The 26441-nt window shown below is 67.2% G+C and carries 25 protein-coding genes; 17 read left to right on the forward strand and 8 right to left on the reverse strand.

Annotated features, from left to right (window positions below):
• The first annotated feature begins 60 nt into the window (after positions 1–60).
• Entirely contained in the window at positions 61–1224 is a 1164-nt protein-coding gene (locus BW38_RS02465; protein WP_032978094.1) for an acyl-CoA dehydrogenase family protein, read from the forward strand.
• Positions 1225–2090: 866 nt separating this feature from the next.
• Here the strand turns inward: BW38_RS02465 and BW38_RS02460 are convergent.
• A complete protein-coding gene (locus tag BW38_RS02460) occupies positions 2091–2570 on the reverse strand; it encodes a tRNA (cytidine(34)-2'-O)-methyltransferase (protein WP_032978095.1) in 480 nt (159 codons plus the stop codon).
• A gap of 70 nt (positions 2571–2640) precedes the next feature.
• Positions 2641–3117, reverse strand: coding sequence for a hypothetical protein (locus BW38_RS02455; RefSeq protein WP_025875859.1), 477 nt, complete (start codon positions 3115–3117; stop codon positions 2641–2643).
• A 405-nt stretch (positions 3118–3522) separates the two neighbouring features.
• On the opposite strand from BW38_RS02455, the gene BW38_RS02450 reads away from it, so the two are divergent.
• The 4 genes from BW38_RS02450 to BW38_RS02435 all read left to right on the forward strand — a co-directional run bounded on the left by BW38_RS02450 (position 3523) and on the right by BW38_RS02435 (position 9020).
• Complete coding sequence (locus tag BW38_RS02450) at positions 3523–6372, forward strand: pitrilysin family protein (protein ID WP_032978097.1); 2850 nt, start codon at positions 3523–3525, stop codon at positions 6370–6372.
• Positions 6373–6567: 195 nt separating this feature from the next.
• Positions 6568–6885: a DUF4156 domain-containing protein gene (locus tag BW38_RS02445; protein WP_025875855.1), complete on the forward strand. Its 318-nt coding sequence runs from the start codon at positions 6568–6570 to the stop codon at positions 6883–6885.
• Between the two features lie 102 nt (positions 6886–6987).
• A complete protein-coding gene (locus tag BW38_RS02440) occupies positions 6988–8004 on the forward strand; it encodes a 3-oxoacyl-ACP synthase III (RefSeq protein ID WP_025875853.1) in 1017 nt (338 codons plus the stop codon).
• A 125-nt stretch (positions 8005–8129) separates the two neighbouring features.
• On the forward strand, positions 8130–9020 hold the full coding sequence (locus BW38_RS02435; RefSeq protein WP_032978099.1) for an alpha/beta fold hydrolase: 891 nt from the start codon (positions 8130–8132) through the stop codon (positions 9018–9020).
• Between the two features lie 100 nt (positions 9021–9120).
• Here BW38_RS02435 and BW38_RS02430 read toward each other — a convergent pair whose 3' ends face one another.
• Positions 9121–9546, reverse strand: coding sequence for a YkgJ family cysteine cluster protein (locus tag BW38_RS02430; protein ID WP_025875849.1), 426 nt, complete (start codon positions 9544–9546; stop codon positions 9121–9123).
• A gap of 102 nt (positions 9547–9648) precedes the next feature.
• Between BW38_RS02430 and oleC the strand changes: the two genes are divergently transcribed.
• From oleC to BW38_RS21625, 3 genes are all read left to right on the forward strand, one after another.
• Complete coding sequence (oleC, locus tag BW38_RS02425; RefSeq protein WP_032978101.1) at positions 9649–11307, forward strand: olefin beta-lactone synthetase; 1659 nt, start codon at positions 9649–9651, stop codon at positions 11305–11307.
• Positions 11304–12290: a 2-alkyl-3-oxoalkanoate reductase gene (gene oleD, locus BW38_RS02420; protein ID WP_032978103.1), complete on the forward strand. Its 987-nt coding sequence runs from the start codon at positions 11304–11306 to the stop codon at positions 12288–12290. The genes oleC and oleD overlap by 4 nt, the downstream gene beginning before the upstream one ends.
• 121 nt (positions 12291–12411) lie before the next feature.
• Positions 12412–12567 (forward strand): DUF1328 domain-containing protein, encoded by a 156-nt coding sequence (locus BW38_RS21625; protein ID WP_025875842.1) that lies wholly within the window; start codon positions 12412–12414, stop codon positions 12565–12567.
• An 85-nt stretch (positions 12568–12652) separates the two neighbouring features.
• Here the strand turns inward: BW38_RS21625 and ddlA are convergent, their stop codons facing one another.
• Positions 12653–13750, reverse strand: a complete 1098-nt coding sequence (ddlA, locus tag BW38_RS02410; protein WP_032978105.1) for a D-alanine--D-alanine ligase — start codon at positions 13748–13750, stop codon at positions 12653–12655.
• Positions 13751–14120: 370 nt separating this feature from the next.
• Between ddlA and BW38_RS02405 the strand changes: the two genes are divergently transcribed.
• The 4 genes from BW38_RS02405 to BW38_RS02390 all read left to right on the forward strand — a co-directional run bounded on the left by BW38_RS02405 (position 14121) and on the right by BW38_RS02390 (position 17876).
• A complete protein-coding gene (locus BW38_RS02405) occupies positions 14121–14756 on the forward strand; it encodes an SCP2 sterol-binding domain-containing protein (RefSeq protein ID WP_032978107.1) in 636 nt (211 codons plus the stop codon).
• Positions 14753–16408, forward strand: a complete 1656-nt coding sequence (gene ubiB / locus BW38_RS02400; protein WP_032978109.1) for a ubiquinone biosynthesis regulatory protein kinase UbiB — start codon at positions 14753–14755, stop codon at positions 16406–16408. Before BW38_RS02405 ends, ubiB begins: the two co-directional genes overlap by 4 nt.
• Positions 16405–16992, forward strand: a complete 588-nt coding sequence (locus BW38_RS02395) for a class I SAM-dependent methyltransferase (RefSeq protein WP_032978317.1) — start codon at positions 16405–16407, stop codon at positions 16990–16992. The genes ubiB and BW38_RS02395 overlap by 4 nt, the downstream gene beginning before the upstream one ends.
• A 146-nt stretch (positions 16993–17138) precedes the next feature.
• Positions 17139–17876, forward strand: coding sequence for a pseudouridine synthase (locus tag BW38_RS02390; RefSeq protein ID WP_032978112.1), 738 nt, complete (start codon positions 17139–17141; stop codon positions 17874–17876).
• Between the two features lie 84 nt (positions 17877–17960).
• On the opposite strand, the gene BW38_RS02385 is transcribed toward BW38_RS02390, so the two are convergent.
• On the reverse strand, positions 17961–18479 hold the full coding sequence (locus BW38_RS02385; RefSeq protein WP_032978115.1) for a DUF2059 domain-containing protein: 519 nt from the start codon (positions 18477–18479) through the stop codon (positions 17961–17963).
• Between the two features lie 134 nt (positions 18480–18613).
• Between BW38_RS02385 and arfB the strand changes: the two genes are divergently transcribed.
• From arfB to dcp, 3 genes are all read left to right on the forward strand, one after another.
• Positions 18614–19045: an alternative ribosome rescue aminoacyl-tRNA hydrolase ArfB gene (gene arfB, locus BW38_RS02380; RefSeq protein WP_025875829.1), complete on the forward strand. Its 432-nt coding sequence runs from the start codon at positions 18614–18616 to the stop codon at positions 19043–19045.
• 4 nt (positions 19046–19049) lie between these two features.
• Positions 19050–19652: a lysophospholipid acyltransferase family protein gene (locus BW38_RS02375; RefSeq protein ID WP_025875827.1), complete on the forward strand. Its 603-nt coding sequence runs from the start codon at positions 19050–19052 to the stop codon at positions 19650–19652.
• 111 nt (positions 19653–19763) lie between these two features.
• The gene (gene dcp / locus BW38_RS02370; RefSeq protein ID WP_032978118.1) at positions 19764–21920 is read left to right on the forward strand and encodes a peptidyl-dipeptidase Dcp; all 2157 of its coding nucleotides are present in this window, start codon (positions 19764–19766) and stop codon (positions 21918–21920) included.
• Positions 21921–22278: 358 nt separating this feature from the next.
• On the opposite strand, the gene BW38_RS02365 is transcribed toward dcp, so the two are convergent.
• On the reverse strand, positions 22279–22725 hold the full coding sequence (locus BW38_RS02365; RefSeq protein ID WP_025875822.1) for a hypothetical protein: 447 nt from the start codon (positions 22723–22725) through the stop codon (positions 22279–22281).
• Positions 22726–22728: 3 nt separating this feature from the next.
• Entirely contained in the window at positions 22729–23130 is a 402-nt protein-coding gene (locus BW38_RS02360) for a hypothetical protein (RefSeq protein WP_032978120.1), read from the reverse strand.
• Between the two features lie 233 nt (positions 23131–23363).
• Between BW38_RS02360 and lepB the strand changes: the two genes are divergently transcribed.
• The gene (gene lepB, locus BW38_RS02355; protein WP_032978122.1) at positions 23364–23990 is read left to right on the forward strand and encodes a signal peptidase I; all 627 of its coding nucleotides are present in this window, start codon (positions 23364–23366) and stop codon (positions 23988–23990) included.
• A gap of 120 nt (positions 23991–24110) precedes the next feature.
• Positions 24111–25367, forward strand: coding sequence for an MFS transporter (locus BW38_RS02350; RefSeq protein ID WP_032978124.1), 1257 nt, complete (start codon positions 24111–24113; stop codon positions 25365–25367).
• Positions 25368–25449: 82 nt separating this feature from the next.
• On the opposite strand, the gene BW38_RS02345 is transcribed toward BW38_RS02350, so the two are convergent.
• Positions 25450–26358, reverse strand: a complete 909-nt coding sequence (locus BW38_RS02345) for a LysR family transcriptional regulator (RefSeq protein WP_032978127.1) — start codon at positions 26356–26358, stop codon at positions 25450–25452.
• Positions 26359–26441: the final 83 nt, after the last annotated feature.

Below are 26441 nucleotides of genomic sequence, written 5' to 3' on the forward strand. Positions count from 1 at the left end.
GCACACCAACTCCGCCCGGATGGCCGACAATGGCGGCAGTCCCGACTGCGTGTGAGTGCCATGGCTTTGGATCCGTACGACCTGTTCGATGTCCGTTCCCTGCTCAGCGAGGAAGAGCGCGCGGTACAGGAGAGCGTGGCCCGCTTCACCAACGAGCGCGTGCTGCCGATCATCGGTGATGCCTTCGACCAGGCACGGTTCCCGTCGGAACTGGTGCCGGAGATCGCCGCGCTTGGGCTGCTCGGCGCCACGCTGCCGGCCGAGTACGGCGGCGGCGACCTTGGCGCGGTCAGTTACGGGCTGATCTGTCAGGAGCTGGAGCGGGGTGATTCGGGCCTGCGCAGCTTCGTGTCGGTGCAGAGCTCGCTGTGCATGTACCCGATCTTTGCTTACGGCAGCGAAGAACAGCGCCGGGAATGGTTGCCGGCGATGGCGCGCGGCGAATTGATCGGCTGTTTCGGCCTGACCGAGGCACATGGCGGTTCCGACCCGGCCAGCATGAAGACCCGCGCGGTGCGCGATGGCAGCGACTGGCGCATCAACGGCAGCAAGATGTGGATCACCAGCGGGCCGGTGGCCGACCTGGCCATCGTCTGGGCACAGACCGAAGACGGCATCCAGGGCTTCGTGCTGGAGAAGGGCATGCCCGGCTTCACCACCCAGGAAATCAAGCACAAGATGAGCCTGCGCGCGTCGCTGACCGGCGCGCTGTTCTTCGACGACGTGCGCGTGCCCGACAGCCACCGCCTGCCGAACGTTAAGGGGCTGAAGGGGCCGCTGGGCTGCCTGACCCAGGCGCGTTTCGGCATCAGCTGGGGCCCGATCGGCTCGGCCATCGCCTGCCTGGATGAAGCGCTGGGGTATGCCAAGGAGCGCGTGCTGTTCGGCCGTCCGCTGGCGGCCACGCAGAGCGCGCAGATCAAGCTGGCCGAAATGGCCCGACGCGTCACCATGGCGCAGCTGCTGGCGTTGCAGCTCGGCCGACTGAAGGAAGCCGGGCAGGTGCAACCGCAGCAGGTCAGCCTGGCCAAGTGGAACAACTGCCGCATGGCGATCGACATCGCCCGCGAGTGTCGCGATCTGCTGGGTGGCGCCGGCATCACCACCGAGCACGTGGCGATCCGCCATGCGCTGAACCTGGAATCGGTGATCACCTATGAAGGCACCGAGACCGTGCACCAGCTGGTGATCGGACGTGAGCTGACCGGGATCAACGCGTTCTGAGTGCACCGGTAGTGCCGGCCGCTGGCCGGCGTTGCCGAGTAGGGTGGGCGGCAAAGGACGCCTATCCGGAGATGCAAGCTGAATGAAGAACAATCCCTCTGTAAGGCTGCTGTGCCTCCCGCTGCTCTTCCAAGCCTCGGTGCTGCAGATGGCGTGGGGAGGCAACAGGGATGATGGGGCATGGGCAGGCAGCTATTCGCAGGCGAGCGATCTGTGTACCGAACCGGGCAGCGGGCGTAGTTGCCGCGATGGATTCAGGGACAGCCTGTCGATTGTCGAAGAATCACTGGGCTACAGGGTTTAGCTGCACAGTACCCAGGCGATGCAGCACGTCTGCTCCTTTGTGCTGCACATGAAGCCAGAGGGCGGAAAGCTGATTCATCAGTCCGAACTAGGCACAGTGGCTATCGAGCAACATGCAGGTGCGCTGAGAGTCTCATCCGGCGGGATCGACCCGACGGCAACGGGTTTGGCATTGTGCGGCACGCATGCTGATATTGATGGTCTGGAGTTTTCTTCTGTGGGCAATCGCACGCGTTCCAGGTAACGCCATGGCGCCCGCAACTGATGATCCAGGCGGAAGACATCCACGCATGGCGTGGATCTACTGCGCGGCTGTTGGGTCCGCCTTGAAGCGAGCCGAGCACCGCAGGTCCGGCGGGGGCGGAGAGGCGCGGGTGTCTGAGCGCAGCGAGTTCCGCGCCGTCCCCGGCGGGCCGAGGAGCGCAGGGTACCGGTGCGCAGCACCGGCTCGCGGATGGCGGCGCGTTTCTTTTGGTTACTTTTCTTTCCGCGCGGAAAGAAAAGTAACGCCCATGAACGCATGCGCGCGCTTCAGCAATCGGGCGCAAGGGAGAAGCATGGCCTCACGCGCCGCCGGCAAACCCATGCTGGCGCCACGCCTCGTACATCACCACCGCAACGGTGTTGGACAGGTTGAGGCTGCGGTTGTCCGGCCGCATCGGCAGGCGCAGCCGGCGACCATCGGGCAGGGCATCAAGCACGTCCTGCGGCAGGCCACGACTTTCCGGGCCGAACAGGAAGGCATCACCGTCGTCGAACGCCACGCTGTCATAGCGGACGCTGGCACGCGTACTCAGGGCGAACAACCGCTTCGGTGCGATCCGCGCCAGCGCAGTGTCCAGGTCCGGATGCACCTGCAGGCGCGAGTACTCGTGGTAGTCCAGGCCGGCGCGCTTGAGCTGCTTGTCTTCCAGTGCGAAGCCGAGCGGCTCGACCAGGTGCAGCTGCGCGCCGGTGTTGGCGCAGAGCCGGATCACATTGCCCGTGTTGGGCGGGATTTCCGGTTGGAACAGGATCACGTGGAACTGGGGCGCGGCATTCATCGGCGCAGTGTACCTGCGACGGCGGCCGCCTTTACGACGCACGCCCCGCGCGGGGCAGGGCGGAGGTCGCTTACGGGCGCAGCAGGACCTGGGCGGTTTCGGCAGCGAAGGCCTGCAGCTGGGCGGCGCTCGGACGCACCTGCAGGGCCGGCAGGTTGACGATCACCTGGTTGGCGACGCTGGTGGCGGCCGCTGCCAGGGTGGCGGCGTAGCGCTGGGCTTCCTGCTCGGCAGCCAGGGCGACACGCTGCTCCAGGCTCGGGCGCACTTCAACCGAGGCCAGGGTGGTGATCGGCAGCGCGGCGGCGACCGGGCTGGCGATGAAGCCGTCGCGCTCGGCCAGCTGGTCGACGCTGGGGCGCACTTCGACAGTGGCCAGGGTCGGGATGCCGCTGGCCTGTTCCCAGGCCTGCTGGACCAGCTGGTCGGCGGCCGGGCGGACCTGCACGGTGGACAGGGTCTTGATGGATTCGGAGGCCTGCACCGACGAAACAACCGCGGTGCCGGCGATCAGGGCGATGGCGATGGCAATGGTCTTGGCGTTCATGACGGGGCCTGTTTAGTGTTGGTGATCAGTGGTGTGGTAGTAAGGTAGAACACCAGTTCTGGGGATGCAAGCGGAATTTTCGATTTCCTGCTTTTGTTCAGTCTTCAGTCAGCTTTCGTCTGAAGCCCTTCCTGGCGCAGGAAGTACGAAGCAATCCCCGTGCCAACTTTTAGTCGTTGATTCATAAGGGTTTTATGACTCACCGAAAGTGTCCGCAGGGCGGACACCTGTCCATTCGGGGGGCTGCGGACACTGTCCGGACGTGAATCACCACCGTTCGTGACCCGGGGACGGCCAATCACGAAGGCCGATGGGGCCGATCACCCCCAGTGACTGGTGGCCGATACCGGTGGCCGCACGCCCGCGCTAGGATCGGGATTCACCTTCGTGACCAAGGACCCGGATATGTCGCTCACCCTGCGCCCGCGCGCCGCGCTGCTCGCTGTTGCTCTCAGTACTGCCCTCGGCACGCTCGCGCCGACCTACGCGCTGGCGGCCAAGCCGGCCGCGACCAGCAAGGTCGATATCCCGTTCGAGCAGTTCACCCTGCCCAACGGCCTGCGCGTGGTGGTGCATACCGATCGCAAGGCACCGATCGTTGCGGTCAACATCTGGTACCACGTCGGCAGCAAGGACGAGCCCGCCGGTCGCACCGGCTTCGCGCATCTGTTTGAACACCTGATGTTCCAGAGCAGCGAGAACCACGACGGCGAGTACTTCGAACCCTTCAAGCAGGTGGGTGCGACCGGCCAGAACGGCACCACCAATACCGACCGCACCAACTATTTCGAGAACGTGCCGACCACCGCGCTGGACATGGCGCTGTGGATGGAATCGGACCGCATGGGCCATCTGGTGGGCGCGATCGACCAGGCTGCGCTCGACGAACAGCGTGGCGTGGTGCAGAACGAGAAGCGCCAGGGCGAGAACCAGCCCTATGGCCAGGTGTGGGAACAGCTCAACCGCGCGCTGTATCCGGTGGGCCACCCGTACCACCACAGCGTGATCGGCTCGATGAACGATCTCAACGCCGCCTCGCTGGACGACGTCAAGACCTGGTTCCGCACCTGGTACGGCCCGAACAACGCGGTACTGGTGCTGGCCGGTGACATCGACCTGGCCACCGCCAAGGAAAAGGCCGCCAAGTACTTCGGCAGCATCCCGGCCGGCCCGACCATGGCGCAGCCGAAGGTGGACGTGGCCAAGCGGCTGGCCGACACCCGCGAGGTGATGACCGACAAGGTGCCGCAGGCACGCATCTACCGCGCCTGGAACGTGGCGCAGGTCGGCACCACCGACGTCGACCAGCTGCAGCTGCTGGCCTATGTGCTCGGCGGCGCCAAGTCCTCGCGCCTGAGCCAGCGCCTGCAGCACCAGGACAAACTGGTGGACAACATCAGCGCCGGCGCTTACGCCTCGCAGCTGGGTTCCAACTTCATGGTGATGGCCACGGTGAAGCAGGGCCAGGATCCGGCCAAGGTCGAAAAGATCATCGATGAGGAAATCGAGCGCCTGCTCAAGGAGGGCCCGACCGCCGAAGAACTGGCACGCGCCAAGACCGGCTCGCGCGCGGCGTTCATCCGTGGCATCGAGCGCATCGGCGGCTTCGGTGGCAAGGCCGATGCGCTGGCCGAGTGCACGGTCTACACCGGCGACCCGGGCTGCTTCCGCACCTCGCTGGCCAACATCGACAAGGCCACCGCTGCCGACCTCAAGCGCCTGGGCGCGCAGTGGCTGGACAAGGGCAGCCACACCCTGGTGGTCGAGCCGGGTGAACGCGTGGCGCTGAAGGAAGACCCCTCGCAGGCGCCGAAGCCGTTCAACGTGCCGGCGGTCGACAGCAGGTACAGCACCCTGCCCGAGCAGGTGGACCGCAAGGCCGGCGTGCCGCAGACCCGCGAGTTCCCGCAGCTGAAGTTCCCGGCCCTGCAGCGCGCCACGCTGAAGAACGGCACCCAGGTGGTGCTGGCCGAGCGCCACGAGATTCCGGTGGTGCAGTTCAGCTACCAGTTCCCGGGTGGCTTCACCGCCGACCAGGGCCGCAAGCCGGGCACCGCCAACTTCACCATGAGCCTGATGACCGAAGGCGCCGGCAAGCTCGGCTCGCTGGCCTTCGCCGATGCAGCCGATGCGCTGGGTGCGGATCTCGATGCGTCCGCAGGCCTGGATTCGGTGGATGTGGAACTGTCCGCGCTGAAGGAGAACCTGGTGCCGTCGCTGGCGCTGTATGCCAGCCTGCTGCGCGAGCCGCGCTTCGAGCAGAGCGAGATCGACCGGGTCAAGGCGACCTGGATCGCCGGCATCCAGCAGGAGAAGGTCAACCCGGGTGCGGTAGCGATGCGCGTGCTGCCGCCGCTGCTGTACGGCAAGGGCCACCCGTACGCGATCCCGTTCACCGGCAGCGGTGACGAAGCGGCGATCAGCAGCCTGGGCCGCGAGGACCTGGTTGACTTCCACCGCGACTGGCTGCGCCCGCAGGACGGCACCCTGATCGTGGTGGGCGATACCACCCTGGCCGAGATCGTGCCGCTGCTGGACAAGCAGCTGGGCGACTGGAAGGCCACCGGTGATGCGCCGACGATCAAGGCCACCACCGCCGTGGCGCTTCCGAAGAGCCCGCGCGTGTTCCTGATCGACCAGCCGGGCGCGGTGCAGGCCAACCTGTTCGCCGGCCAGGTCGTGCCGCCGTCCAGCGACGCCAGCTCGACCCGCTTCGACATCGCCAACGGCGTGATCGGTGGTGACTTCACTTCGCGCCTGAACATGAACCTGCGCGAGGACAAGCACTGGTCCTACGGTGCCCGCACCAGCGCCAGCAACACCGTGGGCCAGCGCCCGTGGATGGCGATGGCACCGGTGCAGATCGACAAGACCGGCCCGGCCATGGCGGAAATGCGCAAGGAGATCGCCGAGTTCGCCAACGGCAGCAAGCCGGCGACCGACGCGGAAGTGGCGCGCATCCGCAACATCCAGACGCTGAGCCTGCCCGGCGCCTACGAGACCGCCAGCGCGGTGGCCTCGACCATCGGCACGATCGTGCAGTTCAAGCGTCCGGACGACTACGTGCTGCGCCGCAAGGCCGAGATCGAAGCGATGACCCCGGCACAGGTGCAGCAGGCGGCAGCGGAGATCAAGCCGCAGGCGCTGACCTGGGTGGTGGTGGGTGACCTCAAGCAGACCGAAGCGGCCGTGCGCGCCTTGAACCTGGGCGAAGTGACCGTGATCGATGCCGAAGGCAACCCGGTCAAGAAGTAAGTGATGTGCCTGCCCGCTCCGGCGGGCAGGCCTCTGGTGGTAGCGCCGGGCCGTGCCCGGCGAGCGCGCAGCGCGGCATCTGGACGCCTTCGAAGAACCGCCGGGCATGGCCCGGCGCTACCGCAGCCCTCTCCGGCTATCCCTGATTCAGACGGTTCAGGCACACTCCTGACATTCCCTTCCAGGATCCTGCCCATGCGCGTTCTGCTGCTGTCGTCCCTGTTGCTCACCGTCACCGCCTGCACCTGGGTGCCGATCGAACCGGCCGGCAAGGCGACCCGCGTGCTGCCGGCAGGCCCGGTACCGGCCGGCTGCATCTCCAAGGGCGAAGTGGTGGTGACCGTGAAGAGCAAGGTCGGCTTCTACAACCGCAACCCGCTGCGCGTGCAGGAAGAGCTGGAAACCCTGGCCCGCAACGAGGCCCCGACCACCGGCGCCAACGCCGTGCAGGCCGCTGCGGCCCCTGCCGATGGCAGCCAGCGCTTCGCCGCCTTCCAGTGCCCGCCGCGCTGAATCCTTCACCATACGGCCAAGGCTGAATTCGTAAAGATGCGGTGAAGGCCCGGGGGGTTATAGAATAGCGCCCCCTTTGCCTGAGCCTTGGCGCTAACCTCGATGCTCTTCAAGAATGTCTCGATTGCCGGCCTGGCTCACGTTGATGCGCCGCACACGCTGACGACCAAGGAAATCAACGAACGCCTGCAGCCGACGCTGGATCGCCTTGGTATCCGTACCGACGTCCTCGGCGACATCGCCGGCATCCACGCGCGCCGCCTGTGGGACAACGGCGTCCTGGCGTCCGATGCGGCCACCATGGCTGGCCGCAAGGCGCTGGAAGACGCAGGCATCGATGCGACGCAGGTGGGCCTGTTGATCAACACCTCGGTCAGCCGTGACTACCTGGAGCCGTCCACGGCTTCCATCGTGTCCGGCAACCTCGGTGTCAGCGACGAGTGCATGACCTTCGACGTCGCCAATGCCTGCCTGGCCTTCATCAACGGCATGGACATCGCTGCGCGCATGCTTGAGCGCGGTGAGATCGACTATGCGCTGGTGGTGGATGGCGAGACCGCCAACCTGGTGTACGAAAAGACCCTGGAGCGGATGACCGCGCCGGACGTCACCGCTGACGACTTCCGCAACGAGCTGGCGGCGCTGACCACCGGGTCCGGTGCAGCCGCGATGGTGATGGCCCGTTCGGAGCTGGTGCCCGACGCGCCGCGCTACAAGGGTGGCGTGACCCGCTCGGCCACCGAGTGGAACCAGCTGTGCCTGGGCAACCTGGACCGCATGGTCACCGACACCCGCATGCTGCTGATCGAGGGCATCAAGCTGGCCCAGAAGACCTTCACCGCCGCCAAGATCGCACTGGGCTGGGCCGTGGAAGAGCTGGACCAGTTCGTCATCCACCAGGTCAGCCAGCCGCACACTGCGGCGTTCATCAAGAATTTCGGCATCGACCCGAAGAAGGTCATGACCATCTTCGGCGAGCACGGCAACATCGGTCCGGCCTCGGTGCCGATCGTGCTGAGCAAGCTCAAGCAGCTGGGCAAGCTGAAGAAGGGCGACCGCATCGCGCTTCTGGGCATCGGCTCGGGCCTGAACTGCTCGATGGCCGAAGTGGTCTGGTAAAAAAGTCACCGCTGACCTGCTGCGCGCCGTCCGCACCTGCCAGCCAATCGCTCGCGACGGACAGCGATGATGTTTCCAAGTGTCCAAGGGCCGGTTCTACCGGCCCTTTCTACAGGTGCGATCCGATGTCCCAGCTTCCCGGTTACCCCGCCCACCCGCAGCGTTTCGAGGTCCGCCCCGGCCTGTCGATGAACTATCTCGACGAAGGCCCGCGCGATGGCGAAGTGGTGGTGATGGTGCACGGCAACCCGTCGTGGAGCTATTACTGGCGCACGCTGGTGGCCGGCCTGTCGGACAGGTACCGCTGCATCGTGCCGGACCATATCGGCATGGGCCTGTCGGACAAGCCTGACGACAGCCGCTACGAGTACACGCTGCAGTCGCGGGTGGATGATCTGGATGCGCTGCTGAAGCATCTGGGCATCACCGGCCCGGTGACGCTGGCCGTGCACGACTGGGGCGGCATGATCGGTTTCGGCTGGGCGCTGTCGCACCACGACCAGGTCAAGCGCCTGGTGGTGCTCAACACCGCCGCGTTCCCGATGCCGGCGGCCAAGAAGATGCCGTGGCAGATCGCGCTGGGCCGGCACTGGAAGATCGGCGAGTGGATCATCCGCACCTTCAATGCGTTCTCCTCCGGTGCCTCGTGGCTGGGCGTGGAGCGGAAGATGCCGGCCGATGTGCGCCGCGCCTACGTGTCGCCGTACAACAGCTACGCCAACCGCATCAGCACCATCCGCTTCATGCAGGACATTCCGCTGTCGCCGGCCGACAAGGCGTGGTCACTGCTGGAGCGCGCCGGCAAGGCGCTGCCGTCGTTCGCCGATCGTCCGGCCTTCCTCGGCTGGGGCCTGCGTGATTTCGTGTTCGACCACCACTTCCTGAAGGGCTTCCAGGCGGGGTTGCCGAAGGCGCAGGTGCATGCCTTCGAGGATGCCGGCCACTACGTGCTGGAAGACAAGCATGAAGTGCTGGTGCCGGAGATCCGGGCGTTCCTGGACGCGAACCCGATCTGATCGGTTCCCGGGTCGGATCCCGGTAGTGCCGGCCGCTGGCCGGCAAGCGCGCAATGCGCGCCGGGTTCATGATGTTGCCGGCCAGCGGCCGGCACTACCACTACGCGGCGATTGGCGCCTGTGGCGAGGGGCTGTTGCCGTTGTCGTCCGGGTGGTCGTCGTCGTTGTCCGCGCCGTCGCGCCAGCGCCAGTCGGCCAGGGTCAGCGGATCCAGCCCATAGGCGATGCGGGCCTTGTCGCACTGCGGGCTGGCCTTGCCGTACTCCCACGATGCATCCACCTCGCGGCACACGCTGGGGCGGTTGGGGTGGATCGTGCAGCGCGAATAGACGCCGATCTGGGCGTCCAGCGCCACGCAGCGCACCGGCTTGGAATGGGTGCCGCGCATGCACAGACGGTGCGGGTCGAGCACCTCGGTGAGCTGGTGCGGCACGCCGCCGGGGGTGACCTCGTCCGATTCCATCCAGTGGAAGGCCACGCGGTACTGGGTGCAGCAGGCGCCGCAGGTCATGCAGGGATGTTGCATGGGCAAGCCGCCTCGGGCGGCATCGGGAAAGGGACGAGGATGCGGATTTTCCACGCTGGCGGCCGCCGCGCAAGAAATTCCGTAAGCGGCGACAATGAACGGATGAACCGATCCTGCAACATCGCCGCGCGGCTGCCCGAGCTGGCGCGTGAACGACCCGACCAGATCGCCATCCGCTGCCCCGGCCGCCGCGGCGCCGGCAACGGCATGGCGGCCTACGACGTGACCCTGGATTACCGCCAGCTGGACGCCCGCAGCGATGCGATGGCGGCCGGCCTGGCCGGTTACGGTATCGGCCGCGGGGTGCGCACGGTGGTGATGGTGCGGCCGTCGCCGGAGTTCTTCCTGTTGATGTTCGCCCTGTTCAAGCTGGGCGCGGTGCCGGTGCTGGTCGATCCGGGCATCGACAAGCGCGCGCTGAAGCAGTGCCTGGACGAGGCACAGCCGCAGGCCTTCATCGGCATCCCGCTGGCCCACGTGGCGCGGCTGGCGCTGCGCTGGGCGCCTTCGGCGACCCGCCTGGTGACCGTCGGCCGCCGCCTGGGCTGGGGCGGTACCACGCTGGCCGCGCTGGAGCGTGCCGGCGCCCACAGCGGCACGATGCTGGCCGACACCGATGGCGAGGACACGGCGGCGATCCTGTTCACCAGCGGCTCCACTGGCGTGCCCAAGGGTGTGGTCTACCGCCACCGCCACTTCGTCGGCCAGATCGAGCTGCTGGGCAGCGCCTTCGGCATGGAGGCGGGTGGGGTGGACCTGCCGACCTTCCCGCCGTTTGCGCTGTTCGATCCGGCACTGGGCCTGACCTCGGTGATTCCGGACATGGACCCGACCCGGCCGGCCCAGGCCGACCCGGCGCGCCTGCATGACGCTATCCAGCGTTTCGGCGTGACCCAGCTGTTCGGCTCGCCCGCACTGATGCGGGTGCTGGCGCGGCACGGGCGGCCGTTGCCGACGGTGACCCGGGTGACCTCGGCCGGTGCGCCGGTGCCGCCGGACGTGGTTGCCACCATCCGCAGCCTGCTGCCGGCCAATGCCCAGTTCTGGACACCGTATGGCGCCACCGAGTGCCTGCCGGTGGCGGTGGTCGAGGGGCGCGAGCTGGAGCGTACGCGCGCGGCCACCGAGGGCGGTGCCGGCACCTGCGTCGGCAGCGTGGTCGCACCGAACGAGGTGCGCATCATCGCCATCGACGATGCGCCGCTGCCGGACTGGTCGCAGGCGCGCGTACTGGCCGTGGGCGAGATCGGTGAGATCACCGTGGCCGGGCCGACCGCCACCGATAGTTATTTCAACCGTCCGCAGGCGACGGCGGCGGCGAAGATCAGCGAAACCCTGGTCGATGGCAGCGTCCGCATCGTGCATCGCATGGGCGATGTCGGCTACTTCGATGCGCAGGGACGGCTGTGGTTCTGTGGCCGCAAGACCCATCGCGTGGAAACCGCCCACGGACCGCTGTACACCGAACAGGTCGAGCCGGTGTTCAATACCGTACCCGGCGTGGCACGCACTGCGCTGGTGGGCGTCGGCGCGGCCGGTGCGCAGGTGCCGGTGCTGTGCGTGGAGCTGCAGCGTGGCCAGTCCGACAGCCCTGCTCTGCGCGAGGCGCTGCATGCCACGGCCGCTGCGCGTCTGCCCGAGATGAAGCTGGAACACGTGCTGATGCATCCGGCGTTCCCCGTCGATATCCGTCACAACGCCAAGATCGGCCGCGAGAAGCTCGCCGTCTGGGCACGCGCCGAACTGGAGAAGCGCGCATGAAGATCCTGGTCACCGGTGGTGGTGGTTTCCTTGGCCAGGCGCTGTGCCGTGGCCTGGTCGAACGTGGCCACCAGGTGCTGGCATTCAACCGCAGCCACTACCCGCAACTGCAGGCGCTGGGCGTGGGCCAGATCCGCGGTGACCTGGCCGATCCGCAGGCGGTGCTGCATGCGGTGGCCGGCGTCGATGCGGTGTTCCACAACGGTGCCAAGGCGGGTGCGTGGGGCAGCTATGACAGCTACCACCAGGCCAACGTGGTCGGCACCGACAACGTCATCGCCGCCTGCCGTGCGCATCGCATCGGCAGGCTGGTCTACACCTCCACGCCCAGCGTGACCCACCGCGCCACGCACCCGGTGGAAGGACTGGGTGCGGACGAAGTGCCGTATGGCGAGGATTTCCAGGCGCCCTACGCGGCGACCAAGGCGATTGCCGAACAGCGCGTGCTGGCGGCCAATGACGCGAGCCTGGCGACTGTGGCGTTGCGTCCGCGGTTGATCTGGGGCCCGGGCGACCAGCAGCTGGTGCCGCGTCTGGCCGATCGTGCACGCGCTGGCCGTTTGCGCCTGGTGGGCGATGGCAACAACAAGGTCGATACCACTTACATCGACAACGCCGCGCTCGCGCATTTCCTCGCCTTCGAGGCGCTGGCACCGGGCGCGGCCTGCGCCGGCAAGGCGTACTTCATTTCCAATGGCGAACCGCTGCCGATGCGCGAGCTGGTCAACAAGCTGCTGCAGGCGGTGGGCGCTCCAACCGTGGACAAGGCGATCAGCTTCAAGACGGCGTATCGGATCGGCGCGATCTGCGAGCGGCTGTGGCCGCTGCTGCGCCTGCGTGGCGAGCCACCGCTGACGCGCTTCCTGGCCGAGCAGCTGTGCACGCCCCACTGGTACAGCATGGAGCCAGCGCGCCGTGATTTCGGCTACGTGCCGCAGGTGAGCATCGAAGAAGGGCTGCGACGCCTGAAGGCCGCATCATGACGGCGGCATCACCGCGCTGAAGCCTTCATTACGCGCAGAGATCGCCATCACCGGTTGCACACCGGCAGATGCGCAGGATGGACACAACGCCACCCACGGCCGACCACCTGCGAGGAGCACCATGCTGCATTACGCCGTCATCTTCTTTGTCATTGCCATCATCGCCGCCGTGCTCGGTTTCTCCGGCATCGCCGGTGCCGCCAGCAACATCGCCTGGATCCTGTTCGTGGTGTTCCTGGTGTTGGCGGTGATCTCGATGTTCCGCAAGCGCACATGACCGCTTGAGCAGTAGTGCCGGCCGCTGGCCGGCAACCTCGATTACCCGGGGTTGCCGACCGGCGGCCGGCACTGTCGAAGCGCGGTCAGCGCACCGTGCTGTGCAATCGGCGATCGGCGTCGTGCCGTTCCATCGCCAGTTCGATCAGGCGCGTGATCAGCGCCGTGTAGCCCACGCCACTGGCGCCCCACAGCTTCGGATACATGCTGATGCGGGTGAAGCCGGGCAGCGTGTTGACCTCGTTGATGACGATCCGACCCTCCGCGGTCAGGAACACATCCACGCGCGCCATGCCGGCGCATTCCAGTACCTGGTACGCCTGAAGCGCGATGTCCTGGATTCGCGCCTGCGTCGCCGCGTCGATCGCGGCCGGCACCACCACTTCGGCGCCATCTTCGTTGATGTACTTGGTGTCGTAGGCGTAGAACTCATCGTGCAGCACCACCTCGCCACAGATGCTGGCCTGCGGCCGCTCGTTGCCGAGCACCGCGCATTCGATCTCGCGGCCGACCACGGCCGATTCCACCAGAACCTTGTGGTCGTAGCGCAGCGCAGTCTGCAATGCCTCGGCGAAACCGTCGGCGTCCTTGACCTTGCTCACGCCCACCGATGAGCCCTGGTTGGCCGGCTTCACGAACAGCGGCAGGCCGAGTGCCGCGATCAGGGCATCGACATCGACCGAATCGGCTTCATGGCGGCGGATGCAGACCCATGGCGCCACCTGCAGGCCAGCATCGCGCAGCAGGCGCTTGGTTACATCCTTGTCCATGGCTACCGCCGAACCCAGTACCGGCGAGCCGACGAAGGGCAGGTTGGCCATGCGCAGCAGGCCTTGCAGCGCACCGTCCTCGCCCAGCGGACCGTGCACGATCGGCAGCACCACATCGATCTGCCCCAGCGCGCTGCCCGCATCGGTCGGTTGCAGCTGAGCCTGCTCGGTGCCGGGCAGAACCGCCAGCGCGGTACCGGAAGGATGCAGGGCGATGCGTGCCGGATCCTCGGCATTGAGCAGGAAGGTGTCCGGCTGGCTCAGGTGCCACTGGCCCTGCTTGTCGATGCCGATCAGCACCGGTTCGAAGCGCTCGCGGTCGAGCGCGTCGAGAATGTTCTTCGCCGACTGCAGCGAAACTTCGTGTTCGGAAGACCTGCCACCGAAGATGATGCCAACCCGTGTCCGTGCCATGGAAATGCGATGTCCTGTGCGTTGCGTGGCTCCATAGCATGAACCTTCATCGGCCTTCCGCGTGAGGCACAGATGAACCAGAAATCCCTTCGCACGCGTCAATTGCGCATGCCCCTGATCTACCGTGTCGACCAAGGTCGACACTTGCTGAGGTTGCCGGCCAGCGGCCGGCACTACCGCAAGCACCGTGGCTACCGGAAACCTGTCGAAGGCGGGTGGTGTGGGTTCGCGGGGTGTGAGCCGGCGGCCCCGCAGACCCACACCGCCCTGCCTCCCCACAGGACGTCGGCTTTTGATGTTGCCGTTGCGTCTGCGGATGCCGGGCGGCAGCCCGGCCCAAGCCCCCCACCCACGCAGGTAGAATGCGCACATGGCTCTTTCCCTGCTCAAGTCCCTCAAGCCGGTCGCTGGCCGTGCCCTGCAGATCGCCCTGAACCGCGCGCTGGCGCTGGATCCGGATACCCGCCACGCACTGGCCGGCCTCGACGGTCGCCATATCGACCTGACCCTGGACGCGCCGCCGCTGGCAATGCGCATCAGCGTCGACGGCGACCAGTTGCGTGTCGGCCCGGTGGATGCGCAGGAAGCCGACCTGGCCGTGCGCAGCAGCCTGGCCGGCGTGCTGGCACAGCTGCCGCTGCTGGCGCGTGCCCGCCAGGGCGCTGACAACGGCAAGGGGCGCGTACGCGTGGCCGGCGATGCCGAGCTGGCGCGCCGCCTGCAGCAGCTGGCCAAGGGCTTCGATCCGGACTGGCAGCAGCCGTTCGTCAGCGTGTTCGGCGACGTGCTGGGCGTGCAGGTGGCCAACACCCTGCGCAGCGCCCTGCAGCATGCCCGCCAGGGTGCGATCGACCTCGCCCACAGCGCCGCTGAATTCATCACCGAGGAATCGCGCGACGTGGTGCCACGTGCCGAGCTGGATGCCTTCCACGATGACGTGGACGTGCTGCGCGACGATGTCGAGCGCCTCGGCGCACGCGTGCAGCGCCTGCGGGGTGCCGCATGAAGGCGCTGCTGCGGGCCAGCCGCATCGGCCGGGTGATCCTGCGTTACCGCCTCGACGACCTGCTGCAGGGCACCCCGGCCGAGCGCTGGCTGCGCCTGGCCAAGCCGTTCGTTCCGCGCGCATCGGCCGCCATCGCGGCACAGTCACGGGGTGCACGCCTGCGCCTGGCGCTGCAGGACCTGGGGCCGATCTTCGTGAAGTTCGGTCAGATCCTGTCCACCCGCCGCGACCTGGTGCCGCCGGACGTGGCCAATGAGCTGACCCTGCTGCAGGATCGGGTCAAGCCCTTCGACGGCGAGACCGCACGCCGCATCGTCGAGGAAGCGCTGGGCCTGCCGGTCAGCGAAGCCTTCGCCAGTTTCGATACCGAGCCACTGGCCTCGGCGTCGATCGCGCAGGTGCACGCGGCCACCCTGGCCGACGGCCGCCAGGTAGTGGTCAAGGTGCTGCGCCCGGGCATCGAAAAACAGATCGACGCCGACATCGCCCTGCTCAACTCGCTGGCGACGCTGGTCGAGCGCACCCATCCGCGCGCCGACAAGATCCGCCCGCGCGAAGTGGTGGCCGAGGTGGAGAACACCCTGGCCGCCGAGCTGGACCTGCAGCGCGAAGGCGCCAATGCCAGCGTGCTGCGCCGCTTCTGGGAGAACTCCGACGACCTGTACGTACCGGAAGTGATCTGGAGCCATACCGCCGAGCGCGCACTGACCCTGGAGCGCGTGTGGGGCATCCCCTCCGATGACATCGCCGCGCTGGACAAGGCCGGCATCGACCGCAAGGCGCTGGCCGCCAAAGGCGTGCGGGTGTTCTACACCCAGGTGTTCCGCGACAACTTCTTCCATGCCGACGCGCACGCCGGCAACATCTGGGTCGACATCGATCCGGCACGCCGCGACAACCCGCGCTTCATCGCGCTGGACTTCGGCATCATGGGCCAGCTCTCGCAGGAAGATCAGTACTACCTGGCCGAGAATTTCATGGCCACCTTCAACCGCGACTACCGCCGCATCGCCGAACTGCACGTGCAGGCGCGCTGGATGCCCGACAACGTGCGCATCGATGATCTGGAAGCGGCAGTGCGTTCGGTGTGCGAGCCGTACTTCACCCGCCCGCTGTCGCAGATCTCGCTGGCCGAAGTGCTGATGAAGCTGTTCCGCGTGGCCCAGCGCTACCAGCTGACCCTGCAGCCGCAGTTGATCCTGCTGCAGAAGACCCTGCTCAACATCGAGGGCGTCGGCCGCCAGCTGGACCCGCAGATCGATATCTGGGCCGTGGCCAAACCGGTGCTGGCGAAGATCCTGCGCGAGCGCTACAGCCCGCGCCGCGTGGTGCGCGAGATCGGCAAGCGCCTGCCGGAAATCATGACCCATGCGCCGGACATGCCGCGCCTGGTGCACGCCTGGCTGACCCAGCAGGTGGAAGGTCGCCATGAACTGGCGATGCGCTCGCGCGATCTGGTTGCGCTGGACGCCAGCGTGCAGCGCCTGCAGAAGCATGCGGTCGGTGCGATCACCGGCGTCGGCCTGCTGGCGATCGCCGCATTGATGTACGTGCTGCAGCCGCCGGGCTGGTACTGGGGCGACGTGCCGGCGTGGAGCTGGGTGTCCGGTGCGGTTGGAGCGTTCGCACTGGCGCGTGCGTGGTGGCGATGATGGATGCGCTGAGCGCGCTCAAACAGGAGCTCGCGCAGTTCGGCAGCGACAACGATGCGTGCGAAACCGAGCGCGGTCGGCGCATGCTCAACATCACCGCCGACACCGGTGAACTGCTGTCGGTGCTGGTGCGTTTCGGCAACGCCCGCCGCGTGCTGGAGATCGGTACGTCCAACGGTTATTCCACGCTGTGGCTGGCCGAAGCGGCGGCCGCGATCGATGGCCAGGTGACCACGCTGGAGCTCGCTGCCGACAAGGTGGCGATGGCCCGCGCGAATTTCGCCCGCAGTGGATTGGGCGAGCGCATCAACCTGGTCCACGGTGATGCCGGTCAGTGGCTGGCGCAGGCCGAGCAGGGCTGCATCGACCTGCTGTTCCTGGATTCGGATCGCGGGCAGTACGCGGGCTGGTGGCCGCAGCTGCGTCGGGTACTGCGCCCCGGCGGCCTGCTGGTGGTCGACAACGCCACCTCGCATGCCGGTGAGATGGCGCCGCTGCGCGCCCTGCTGGCCGCCGATGCGGCGTTCACCACCAGCCTGGTGCCGGTGGGCAATGGCGAACTGCTGGCGCTGCGCAACACCTGACCGGGCGTCACCCCGGTAGCGCGGGTCGCTGGCCTGGTGCGGTAGTGCCGGCCGCTGGCCGGCAACCGCAGTCATCGGGCGACCTCGACGTTGCCGGCCAGCGGCCGGCACTACCCTGTTCAGCGCGTCATCCGGATAATCGCGCGGTGAGTACCGAACCTGACACCCTCGCCGCGGTCGAGACTGAAACCGCGCCCCTGCAGCTGCTGCACCTGGATGAACGACTGGCCGTGGTCAACAAGCCGGCCGGGCTGATGGTCCATGACAGCAAGCTGGCCCGTGGCGAAGATGATTTCCTCGCCGATCGCCTGCGCGAGCAGCTGGGTCGGCCGATCTTCCTGGTCCATCGCCTGGATCGCGCCACCAGCGGCTGCCTGTTGCTGGCCTTCGACCGTGATACGGCCAGTGCGCTGGGCAAGTCGTTGATGGGCGGCGAGGTGAGCAAGGATTACCTGGCCATCTGCCGCGGCTGGCCGGCCGAGGAGGCCTGGCAGGTCGACCACGATCTGGATGGCGGTCCCGGCAAGCCGGTGAAGAAGCCGGCGGTCACCGACTTCCAGCGCCTGGCTACCGGCGAACTGTCGGTACCGGTGGGCGAGTTCACCAGCTCGCGCTATGCACTGCTGCGCTGCCAGCCGCTGACCGGGCGCTTCCGGCAGATCCGCCGCCATCTCAAGCACCTGTCACATCACCTGATCGGTGATACCAGCCATGGTGATGGCCGGCACAACCGCAACTTCCGCATGCAGGGTGTGCACCGCATGCTGCTGCACGCCGAGCGCCTGCGCTTTCCGCATCCGGATGGTGGCACGGTGGATGTGTGCGCGCCGGTCGACGGTGAATTCCAGAAGGCGCTGGACCTGTTCGGCTGGCACGTTCCGTAGCGGTAGCGCCGGGCCATGCCCGGCGGCTTCTGCGATGAAACGGCCGCGCTTCGCGCTCGCCGGGCATGGCCCGGCGCTACCGCCTCACTTCTTTTCCGGCTCGTTGACGATCGCTTCCAGATCCTTCTGCAGATCGGCGAACAGCGGCTGCATGCGCGTCTGGATCGCCACCATCACGTTCTGCATCAGCGCCGGGGTCTTGTCGAGCAGGCTCTGGCCGGCCGGGCTCTCGTAGAACTCGGCCATGGCCAGCACGTCTTCCTTGCTGAAGGTCTTCTTGTACAGGTCCACGTACATCGGCCGCAGCTGCTGCCACGACAGTGCCTGGCGCAGGGTCTGGCTGGTACGGGCCTGGATGCGCTGCAGCTGTTCCTGCTGCTGGGCGTTGAGCTTGCGCTGTGCGGCGACCTGTTGGAACTGCTGCTGCTGCATCGCTTCGATCTGCGGCAGCATGGTGTCGATCATGCTCTGCGCACGCGAGGCCGACAGCAGGCGGTTGATGTCGCCATCGGTGGGGGCTGCGGCCAGCACCGGCGCGCTGGCTGCGGCCAGCACCAGCAGCAGGGTCGCGCGGCGCAACAGGGAGGGAACGAAGCGGATCATGCGGAGCGTCCTGCAGTACACGGGATGGCAAGCATACCCCCGGCAAAGGCGAAGGCGGCGTGTTCGGTGCCTGATCGGCGGCATACGGGGCGCGATGGCAGCCACGGCAACGCGGCTGCCGCTACAATGCGCGGATGGGCAGTGGACCGGTCATCATCAGCGCGCAGCTTGAAATCCCCGACGGCGAGATCGTCGAGCGTTTCGTGCGTGCCAGTGGTGCCGGCGGCCAGAACGTCAACAAGGTCTCCACCGCGGTCGAACTGCGTTTCGACGTGGCCGGCTCGCCCTCGTTGCCCGAGCCGCTGCGCGAGCGCCTGTTGGCGCGGCGCGACCGGCGCATGACCGGCGAAGGCGTGCTGGTCATCGACGCGCAACGTTTCCGCACCCAGGATCGCAATCGCGAGGATGCGCGCGAGCGGCTGGCGGCCTTCATCCAGGCCGGGCTGAGCGTGCCCAAACCACGCAAGGCCACCAAGCCGACCTTCGGGTCGAAACTGCGTCGTCTGGACGCCAAACGCGGGCGCGCGCAGATCAAGCGCGGGCGCTCATCACGTGACTGGGAGTGATTGCTTGAACAACCCGACGCCGTTGCTGCCGGCCATTCCGCCGAACATGCCGCAGGTCAAGCCCAACCGTTTCCTGCGCTGGCTGGCGCGCTGCACGCTGCGCATGGGCGGCTGGAAAGTGACCGGTACGCTGCCGAACGTTCCCAGGCTGGTCTTCATCATCGCTCCGCATTCGTCCAACTGGGACGGGCTGTGGGGCATGGCCGCCAAGATCGCACTGGGCATGAAAGTGAAGGTGCTGGGCAAGGCCTCGCTGTTCTGGTGGCCACTGGGCCCGCTGCTGCACAAGCTGGGCGTGATCCCGCTGGATCGCAGCTCGCCGCAGGGCACTGTCGGCCAGGCCGTGGACCTGCTGCGCAACAACGAGAAGATGTGGTTCGCCATCACCCCCGAGGGCACCCGCAAGGCCGTGAAGGACTGGAAGGCCGGCTTCCTGAAGATTGCGCGGATGGCCGACGTGCCGATCCTGGCAGCGTATTTCCACTACCCGGAAAAGACCATCGGCATCGGCCCGCTGTTCACGCCGACCGGCGATGATGCCGCAGACATGGCGACCATCCGCGAGTTCTACCGGCCCTGGATCGGCAAGACCCGCGGCACGGTCTGAGCCGGCCGCCGCCGGCAGCGTAGACGCCACGTCCGGCACATGCCGGGCGCCCGTGACAGGAGTAGGGTGGACGGCTGCCATCCCGTACCGTCTGCCCAAGGAGCGTTTTACATGTCGCGTACCGTAGTCCTGGCCGCCGCCATCAGCCTGGCGCTGGCGGCCTGTTCCGGCAAGGAGTCCACCCCCGTGTCCGAAGCCCAGAATGCACCGGCCCAGCAGCCGGCCGAAGCCTCCACCAATCCGCTGCTGACCGCCAGCAGCCTGCCGTTCCAGGCACCGCCGTTCGACAAGATCAAGGACAGCGATTACCTGCCGGCGTTCGAAGAAGGCATGCGCCAGCATCTGGCCGACGTGCGCAAGATCGCCGACAGCGCCGAGCCGGCCACCTTCGACAACACCATCGTGGCGATGGAGCGCAGCGGCGAGACCCTGACCCGCGTGTCGCGCATCTTCTTCGGCCTGGTCCAGGCCGACACCAACGATGCCCGCCAGAAGATCCAGGAAGAAGTGGCGCCGAAGCTGGCCGCGCACCAGGACGAGATCAACCTCGATCCGAAGCTGTTCGCGCGCGTGAAGTCGCTGTACGACCAGCGTGAGACGCTGGGCCTGGATCCGGTGCAGAAGCGCCTGGTCGAGCATTACTACGACGGCCTGGTGCGCTCGGGCGCGCAGCTGTCCGACGCCGACAAGGCGAGCCTGCGCAAGCTAAACGTGGAAGAAACCACGCTGTCCACCCAGTTCCACACCCGCCTGGTGGCTGCAACCGCCGCGGCTGCGGTCGTGGTGGACGACAAGGCCAAGCTGGCCGGTCTGGACGAGGGCGCGGTCAACAATGCCGCCGCCGCCGCCAAGGACCGCAAGCTGGATGGCAAGTTCCTGCTGCCGCTGCAGAACACCACCCAGCAGCCGGTGCTCGGTTCGCTGACCGACCGCGACCAGCGCGCCGCCGTGCTGAAGGCTTCGGAAACCCGTGCCGAGCGTGGCGATGCCAACGACACCCGGCAGACCGTGCAGCGCCTGGCCCAGCTGCGTGCGCAGAAGGCCAAGCTGCTCGGCTTCGACACCTTCGCCGACTACCAGCTGGGCGACCAGATGGCCAAGACCCCGGCGGCCGCACTGAAGCTGCTGACCGACACCGTGCCTGCCGCCACCGCCAAGGCGCGTGCCGAAGCCGGTGAGATCCAGAAGGTGATCGACGCCCAGAAGGGTGGTTTCCAGGTGGCCGCCTCGGATTGGGATTTCTACGCCGAGCAGGTGCGCAAGGCCAAGTACGATCTGGACGAGTCGCAGATCAAGCCGTACTTCGAGCTGGACAACGTGCTGCAGAACGGCGTCTTCTACGCCGCCACCCAGCTGTACGGCATCACCTTCAAGCCGCGCACCGACATTCCGACCTACAACCCGGACATGAAGGTGTACGAAGTGTTCGACAAGGACGGCACCTCGCTGGCCCTGTTCTACACCGACTACTTCAAGCGTGACAGCAAGTCCGGTGGCGCCTGGATGGACGTGTTCGTCGAACAGGACGGCCTGACCGGTGCCAAGCCGGTGGTCTACAACGTCTGCAACTTCACCAAGCCGGCCGCCGGCCAGCCTGCGCTGATCAGCTTCGACGACGTCACCACGATGTTCCATGAGTTCGGCCATGCACTGCATGGCATGTTCTCGAACGTGAAGTACCCGTCGATCGCCGGTACCGCCACCTCGCGCGATTTCGTCGAGTTCCCGTCGCAGTTCAACGAGCACTGGGCGCTGGACCCGAAGGTGTTCGCCAACTACGCCAAGCACTACAAGACCGGCGAAGCGATGCCGCAGGAACTGGTCGACAAGATCCTCAAGGCGCGCAGCTTCAACCAGGGCTATGCGACCACCGAGTACCTGTCGGCGGCACTGCTCGACCTGGCCTGGCACACGCAGAAGGCCGATGCCCCGCTGCAGGACGTCGGCGCCTTCGAAGCGAGCGCGCTGAAGAAGTTCAAGGTCGATCTGCCGCAAGTGCCGCCGCGTTACCGCACCACCTACTTCGACCACATCTGGGGTGGCGGTTACTCGGCCGGCTACTACGCCTACTTCTGGGCGGAAGTGCTGGACCATGACGCCTACCAGTGGTTCACCGAACACGGTGGCCTGACCGCCGCCAACGGCCAGGAATTCCGCGACAAGATCCTCTCGCGCGGCAACAGCGTGGAGCTGTCGACCCTGTACCGCGATTTCCGCGGCAAGGACCCGTCGGTGGAGCCGCTGCTGAAGTTCCGCGGCCTGAAGTAAGCGCGGCCTGAAGTACGAAAAACAAAACGGCGGGGGCAACCCCGCCGTTTTTCGTTGTGTCGCTCATCCACGCATGGCGTGGATCCATGTGTCGACCAAGGTCGACACCCATCAAGAGCAGGTCATGCCATTCCGACAGGTCGCGGAAATCTGTCGAAGGCGGGGCGGGTCCGGTTGCGGGGGCGTGAGCGCCATGGATGGCGCGACCGAGCTTACATGGACGTACTTGCAGCGTCCCCCGCAACCGGACCCACCCCGCCATCCCACGCAATGCCAGCCTCTGCTGTTGCTGTTGTTGTTGTTGAGGTTGCCGGCCAGCGGCCGGCACTACCGCCGGGTGCCGGCCGCAGCCCGGCCATCACGTCCCTACATGCACCCGGTTCGCCTGCTCGGCCAACCCCAGGTGATCCAGCGCGATATCCAGCGCCAGTACATAGCTCTGCGCGCCGTACCCGGCGGCGATGCCCAGGCGCTGGCCAACACCGGCCGGCAGGCACGGCTCGGCCACGGCGCCATCGTCATGCACTTCCACGTACGCGTTGTGCAGGTAGGGCAGCAGCCGCTGCAGGCGCAGGCTGTCGGCACATGCGCCCGGATCCAGCAGCGTCACCTCGCCACGGCTGTGGTCGGCCACGCGCAGCGCGTCCAGCAGTTCCTGCTCCGAACCGCAGGCGCGGATCGCCACGCTGGTGCCCGCATCGATCGCACGGTGCACCAGTGATTTCAGTACCGGCGCCGGCAGCGGCGCGGCGGTGCGGATCAACGCGCCCGCCGCTTCCGGGCCACGGATGATGAAGATCGACATGGCTCAGCCCTCCCGTGCCAGGCGACGGCTGACGATGGCCAATGACAGCGGATAACCCGCCTGCTGGCTGCGCTGGTCGACCACCACGGCGGCCGGGCCGTGCTGCAGGCGCAGGCGCGCCTCCAGACCGGGCTGGTGCGGCGACTGCAGTTCGATGTACTCCGCCGGCAGACCGTCCAGCGCCGCCTGCAGCGCACCGCCCTCGGCACACCATTGCGCCTCGTCGGCGACGCCGACATCAAGCAGCACCCAGTCCGCGGTGCGCGCCTGCGGCTGGCACAGACACTGGCGCACATCGGCCAAGCTGGCGCAGTCGGTGCACAGCACCGGATGGCCGGACAACTCGGCCGGCAGCAGCGGACGCGGCACCGACGGCGACGCATGCCGGATCACCAGGAGGGTCATACAACACCTTGCGCAAAGCGCCCTGCGGCGCGGTAGGCATACGATGCGCGTGGGGGCCGTAAAGGTGCGATGCCCAGTGCCCGGCCCGGGCGTAAAACCTTCATAACGTCCGGCCGGAATGCACCCGGTGGCTGCCGACTGTTGATCGGCACGGGCATGGAGACCGGCATGATGCCCGGGAACCTCACGCCTGCCCTTGCGGTCTGATGCCCACCCACCACCCGGAGCCTGACATGGATGCTGTAGCCCGTCCGCCGTTCCCAGAGCGCGCGCTCACCTGGCTGAAGAAGGAGGCACTGCCGCTGCTGGTGATGCTGGGCCTGCTCGCTGCCGCCCGCGACACCCTCGCCAACCACTACGTCGTGCCCAGCGGTTCGATGCAGCCGACGCTGCAACCGGGTGACCGGGTGGTGGTGGACATGCGCGCCTACGGCCTGCGCCTGCCGTTCACCAGCCAGGAGCTGCTGGCTGCCGGCACGCCGCAGCGTGGTGAGGTGGCGGTGTTCGATTCGCCGGCCGATGGCACCCGCCTGATCAAGCGCGTCGCCGCCGTGGCCGGCGACCACGTGCAGCTGCGCGATGGCCACCTGAGCATCAACGGCCAGCCGCTGCAGATCGCCGACCTGGCCGACACCGAAGCTTTCGGAGAGCGCCGCGCCAGCCTCGATCTGGACAGCGGCGGTGGCCCGGACATCGCGGATCTGCAGGTGCCCGCCGGCAAGGTGCTGGTGCTGGGCGACCATCGTGGCAACAGCTTCGACGGTCGCTTCTTCGGCTTTGTCGATGCGGACAAGATCTATGGCCGCGCAGTCGCGGTGTACTACCGCCGTGGCGACGGCTTTGAGTGGCAGCAGCTGTAAGCTTATCGATATGCCAGAAGTATCAATCATGACCTATCGGGTTATGGATCGACTGGATGGACGGGCCTAGTCTGGGGCCCGTCCCCTCCAATCCGGCCGCCCCCACGGCCCACCGCTCCCATGACTGGCGATACCCCGGCGGCCCTCGCCGACCGTCCCCGTACTGACCACGCTCCCGTCGACACCCGCATCCAGCAGGGAACGCCGGCCTTCCGCCGCACCGCGCTGGCGCTGTTTTTGGCTGGCTTTTCGACCTTCGGCCTGCTGTACACGGTGCAGCCACTGCTGCCCGAGTTCAGTCGCCACTTCGGCGTGTCCGCTGCCGGCAGCGCGATGTCGCTGTCGCTGACCACCGGCACCCTGGCCGTGGCCATGCTGCTGGCGGGCTTGCTGTCCGATGCGGTCGGCCGGCGCCCGCTGATGATCGTTGCGTTGCTGGCCTCGGCCACGCTGTCGCTGTGCACCGCACTGGTCGACGACTGGGCCACCCTGCTGGTGCTGCGCACCCTGTTGGGGCTGGCATTGAGCGGCGTGCCGGCGGTGGCGATGACCTACCTGGTGGAAGAGATGGACAGCCGCGCGCTGGGCCTGGCGATGGGCCTGTACATCGGCGGCAACGCCATCGGTGGCATGAGCGGGCGCCTGCTGGCCGGCATCATCGCCGACCACTGGGGCTGGCGCTGGGGCATCGGCGTGGTCTCGATCATCGCCATCGCCAGCACCGTGCTGCTGTGGCTGCAGCTGCCGCCGTCGCGTCACTTCCAGGCCAGTCGCAGTGGCCTGCGCCAGCTGCCCGCGCGCTGGCGCACGCTGTTCGCCGATCCCGGCCTGCCGTGGCTGTTCGCCACCTCGTTCGTGCTGATGGGTGTGTTCGTCACCCTCTACAACTACCTCGGCTACCACCTGCTGGCGCCGCCTTACCACCTCAGCCAGACCGTGGTCGGGTTGATCTTCAGCGTGTATCTGGTCGGCACCTTCAGTTCGGCGTGGATGGGCCAGCAGGCCACGCGCCATGGGCGCGGTCGCATCCTGGCGATCTCCTTCGGCCTGATCGCCGCCGGCATCGTGCTGCTGGCGATGCCGTGGCTGCCGGCGATGGCAGTGGGCATCGCGCTGGTGACCTTCGGTTTCTTCGGTGGCCATTCGGTGGCCAGCAGCTGGGTCGGCAGCCGTGCCGGCTCCATGCGTGCGGAAGCGTCGGCGCTGTACCTGTTTGCCTACTACCTGGGCTCGAGCGTGCTGGGCGGCGTGGGTGGTCTGGCCTATGCCGCGTGGGACTGGCTGGGCGTGTGCGCGTTCGCCGCGCTGCTGACCCTGATCGGCGGTGGCATCGTGTGGGCGCTGCAGCAGCGCGCGCCGCAGCCGGTGACCGCCTGATCCTGCCCTGGTAGATGCCGACCTTGGTCGGCGTTGTGGCCCTGGGCCAACCAAGGTTGGCCACTACCGGGCGAGATGCACCTCACGCTTCCGCAAACGCCTCGCGAAGCAGCCCGGCGAAATTGCGGATCAACGGTGTCACCCCCTCGCGGCGCCACGCCAACTGCACTTCCGAATGCGCGCCGGCATCGGCCAGCGGCACGAAGCGCGCACCTTCCACCCGGATGTGGTCGCACGACGAAGGCAGGATCGCCGCACCCAGTCCCGCAGCGGCCAGGCTGATCAGCGTTGAAGCCTCACCGGCTTCCTGCACGATGCGCGGGGTGAAACCCGCTGCCGCGCACAGCGCGATCATGTGGTCATGGATGCCCGCCCCGGCGCTACGGCGGAACGCCACGAACGGTTCCTGCGCCAGATCACGCAACGCCAGCGTCCCGCCTTTCGACAGGCGACGCAGGGCAGGGTGGTCGGCATGCACGATCAACGCCAGCGGGTCGACGAACAGGCTGTGCGCCACCAGCTCGGCCGGCAGCGTGCGCTTGCGGATGATGCCCACATCCAGGCTGCCATCGAGCAGCGCATCGATCTGCTGCAGGGTGTTCATCTCGCTCAGCTGCAGCCGCACCTGCGGATACTGCTGGCGGTACTGCAGGATCGAACGCGGAATCTGCGGTGACAACGGCGTGGCCCGGGTCAGGCCGATACGCAGCTCACCCTGCTCGCCACGCTGCGCGCGCTGCACTTCATCCACCGCCGATTCCACCTGCTGCACGATGCTGCGCGCACGTTCCTGCAGCAGTTCCCCTGCAGCGGTCAGCTGCACACGCCGATGGCTGCGCACGAACAGGCGCGCACCGATCAGTTCCTCCAGCTGCCGGATCTGCTGGCTGAGCGGCGGCTGCGACATCCCCAACCGCTCGGCCGCCTGGCCGAAGTGCAGGGTATCGGCAACGGCAAGGAAGTAGCGCAGGTGGCGAAGTTCGATGGACATGGATGCAGTCTATCCAGCCCGACGCCGGGAATCGTCATCCACGCATGGCGTGGATCAACCGTGTCGACCAAGGTCGACACCCA

The sequence above is a fragment of the Stenotrophomonas sp. RIT309 genome (assembly GCF_000632045.1).
Taxonomy (GTDB): Bacteria; Pseudomonadota; Gammaproteobacteria; order Xanthomonadales; family Xanthomonadaceae; genus Stenotrophomonas; species Stenotrophomonas indicatrix.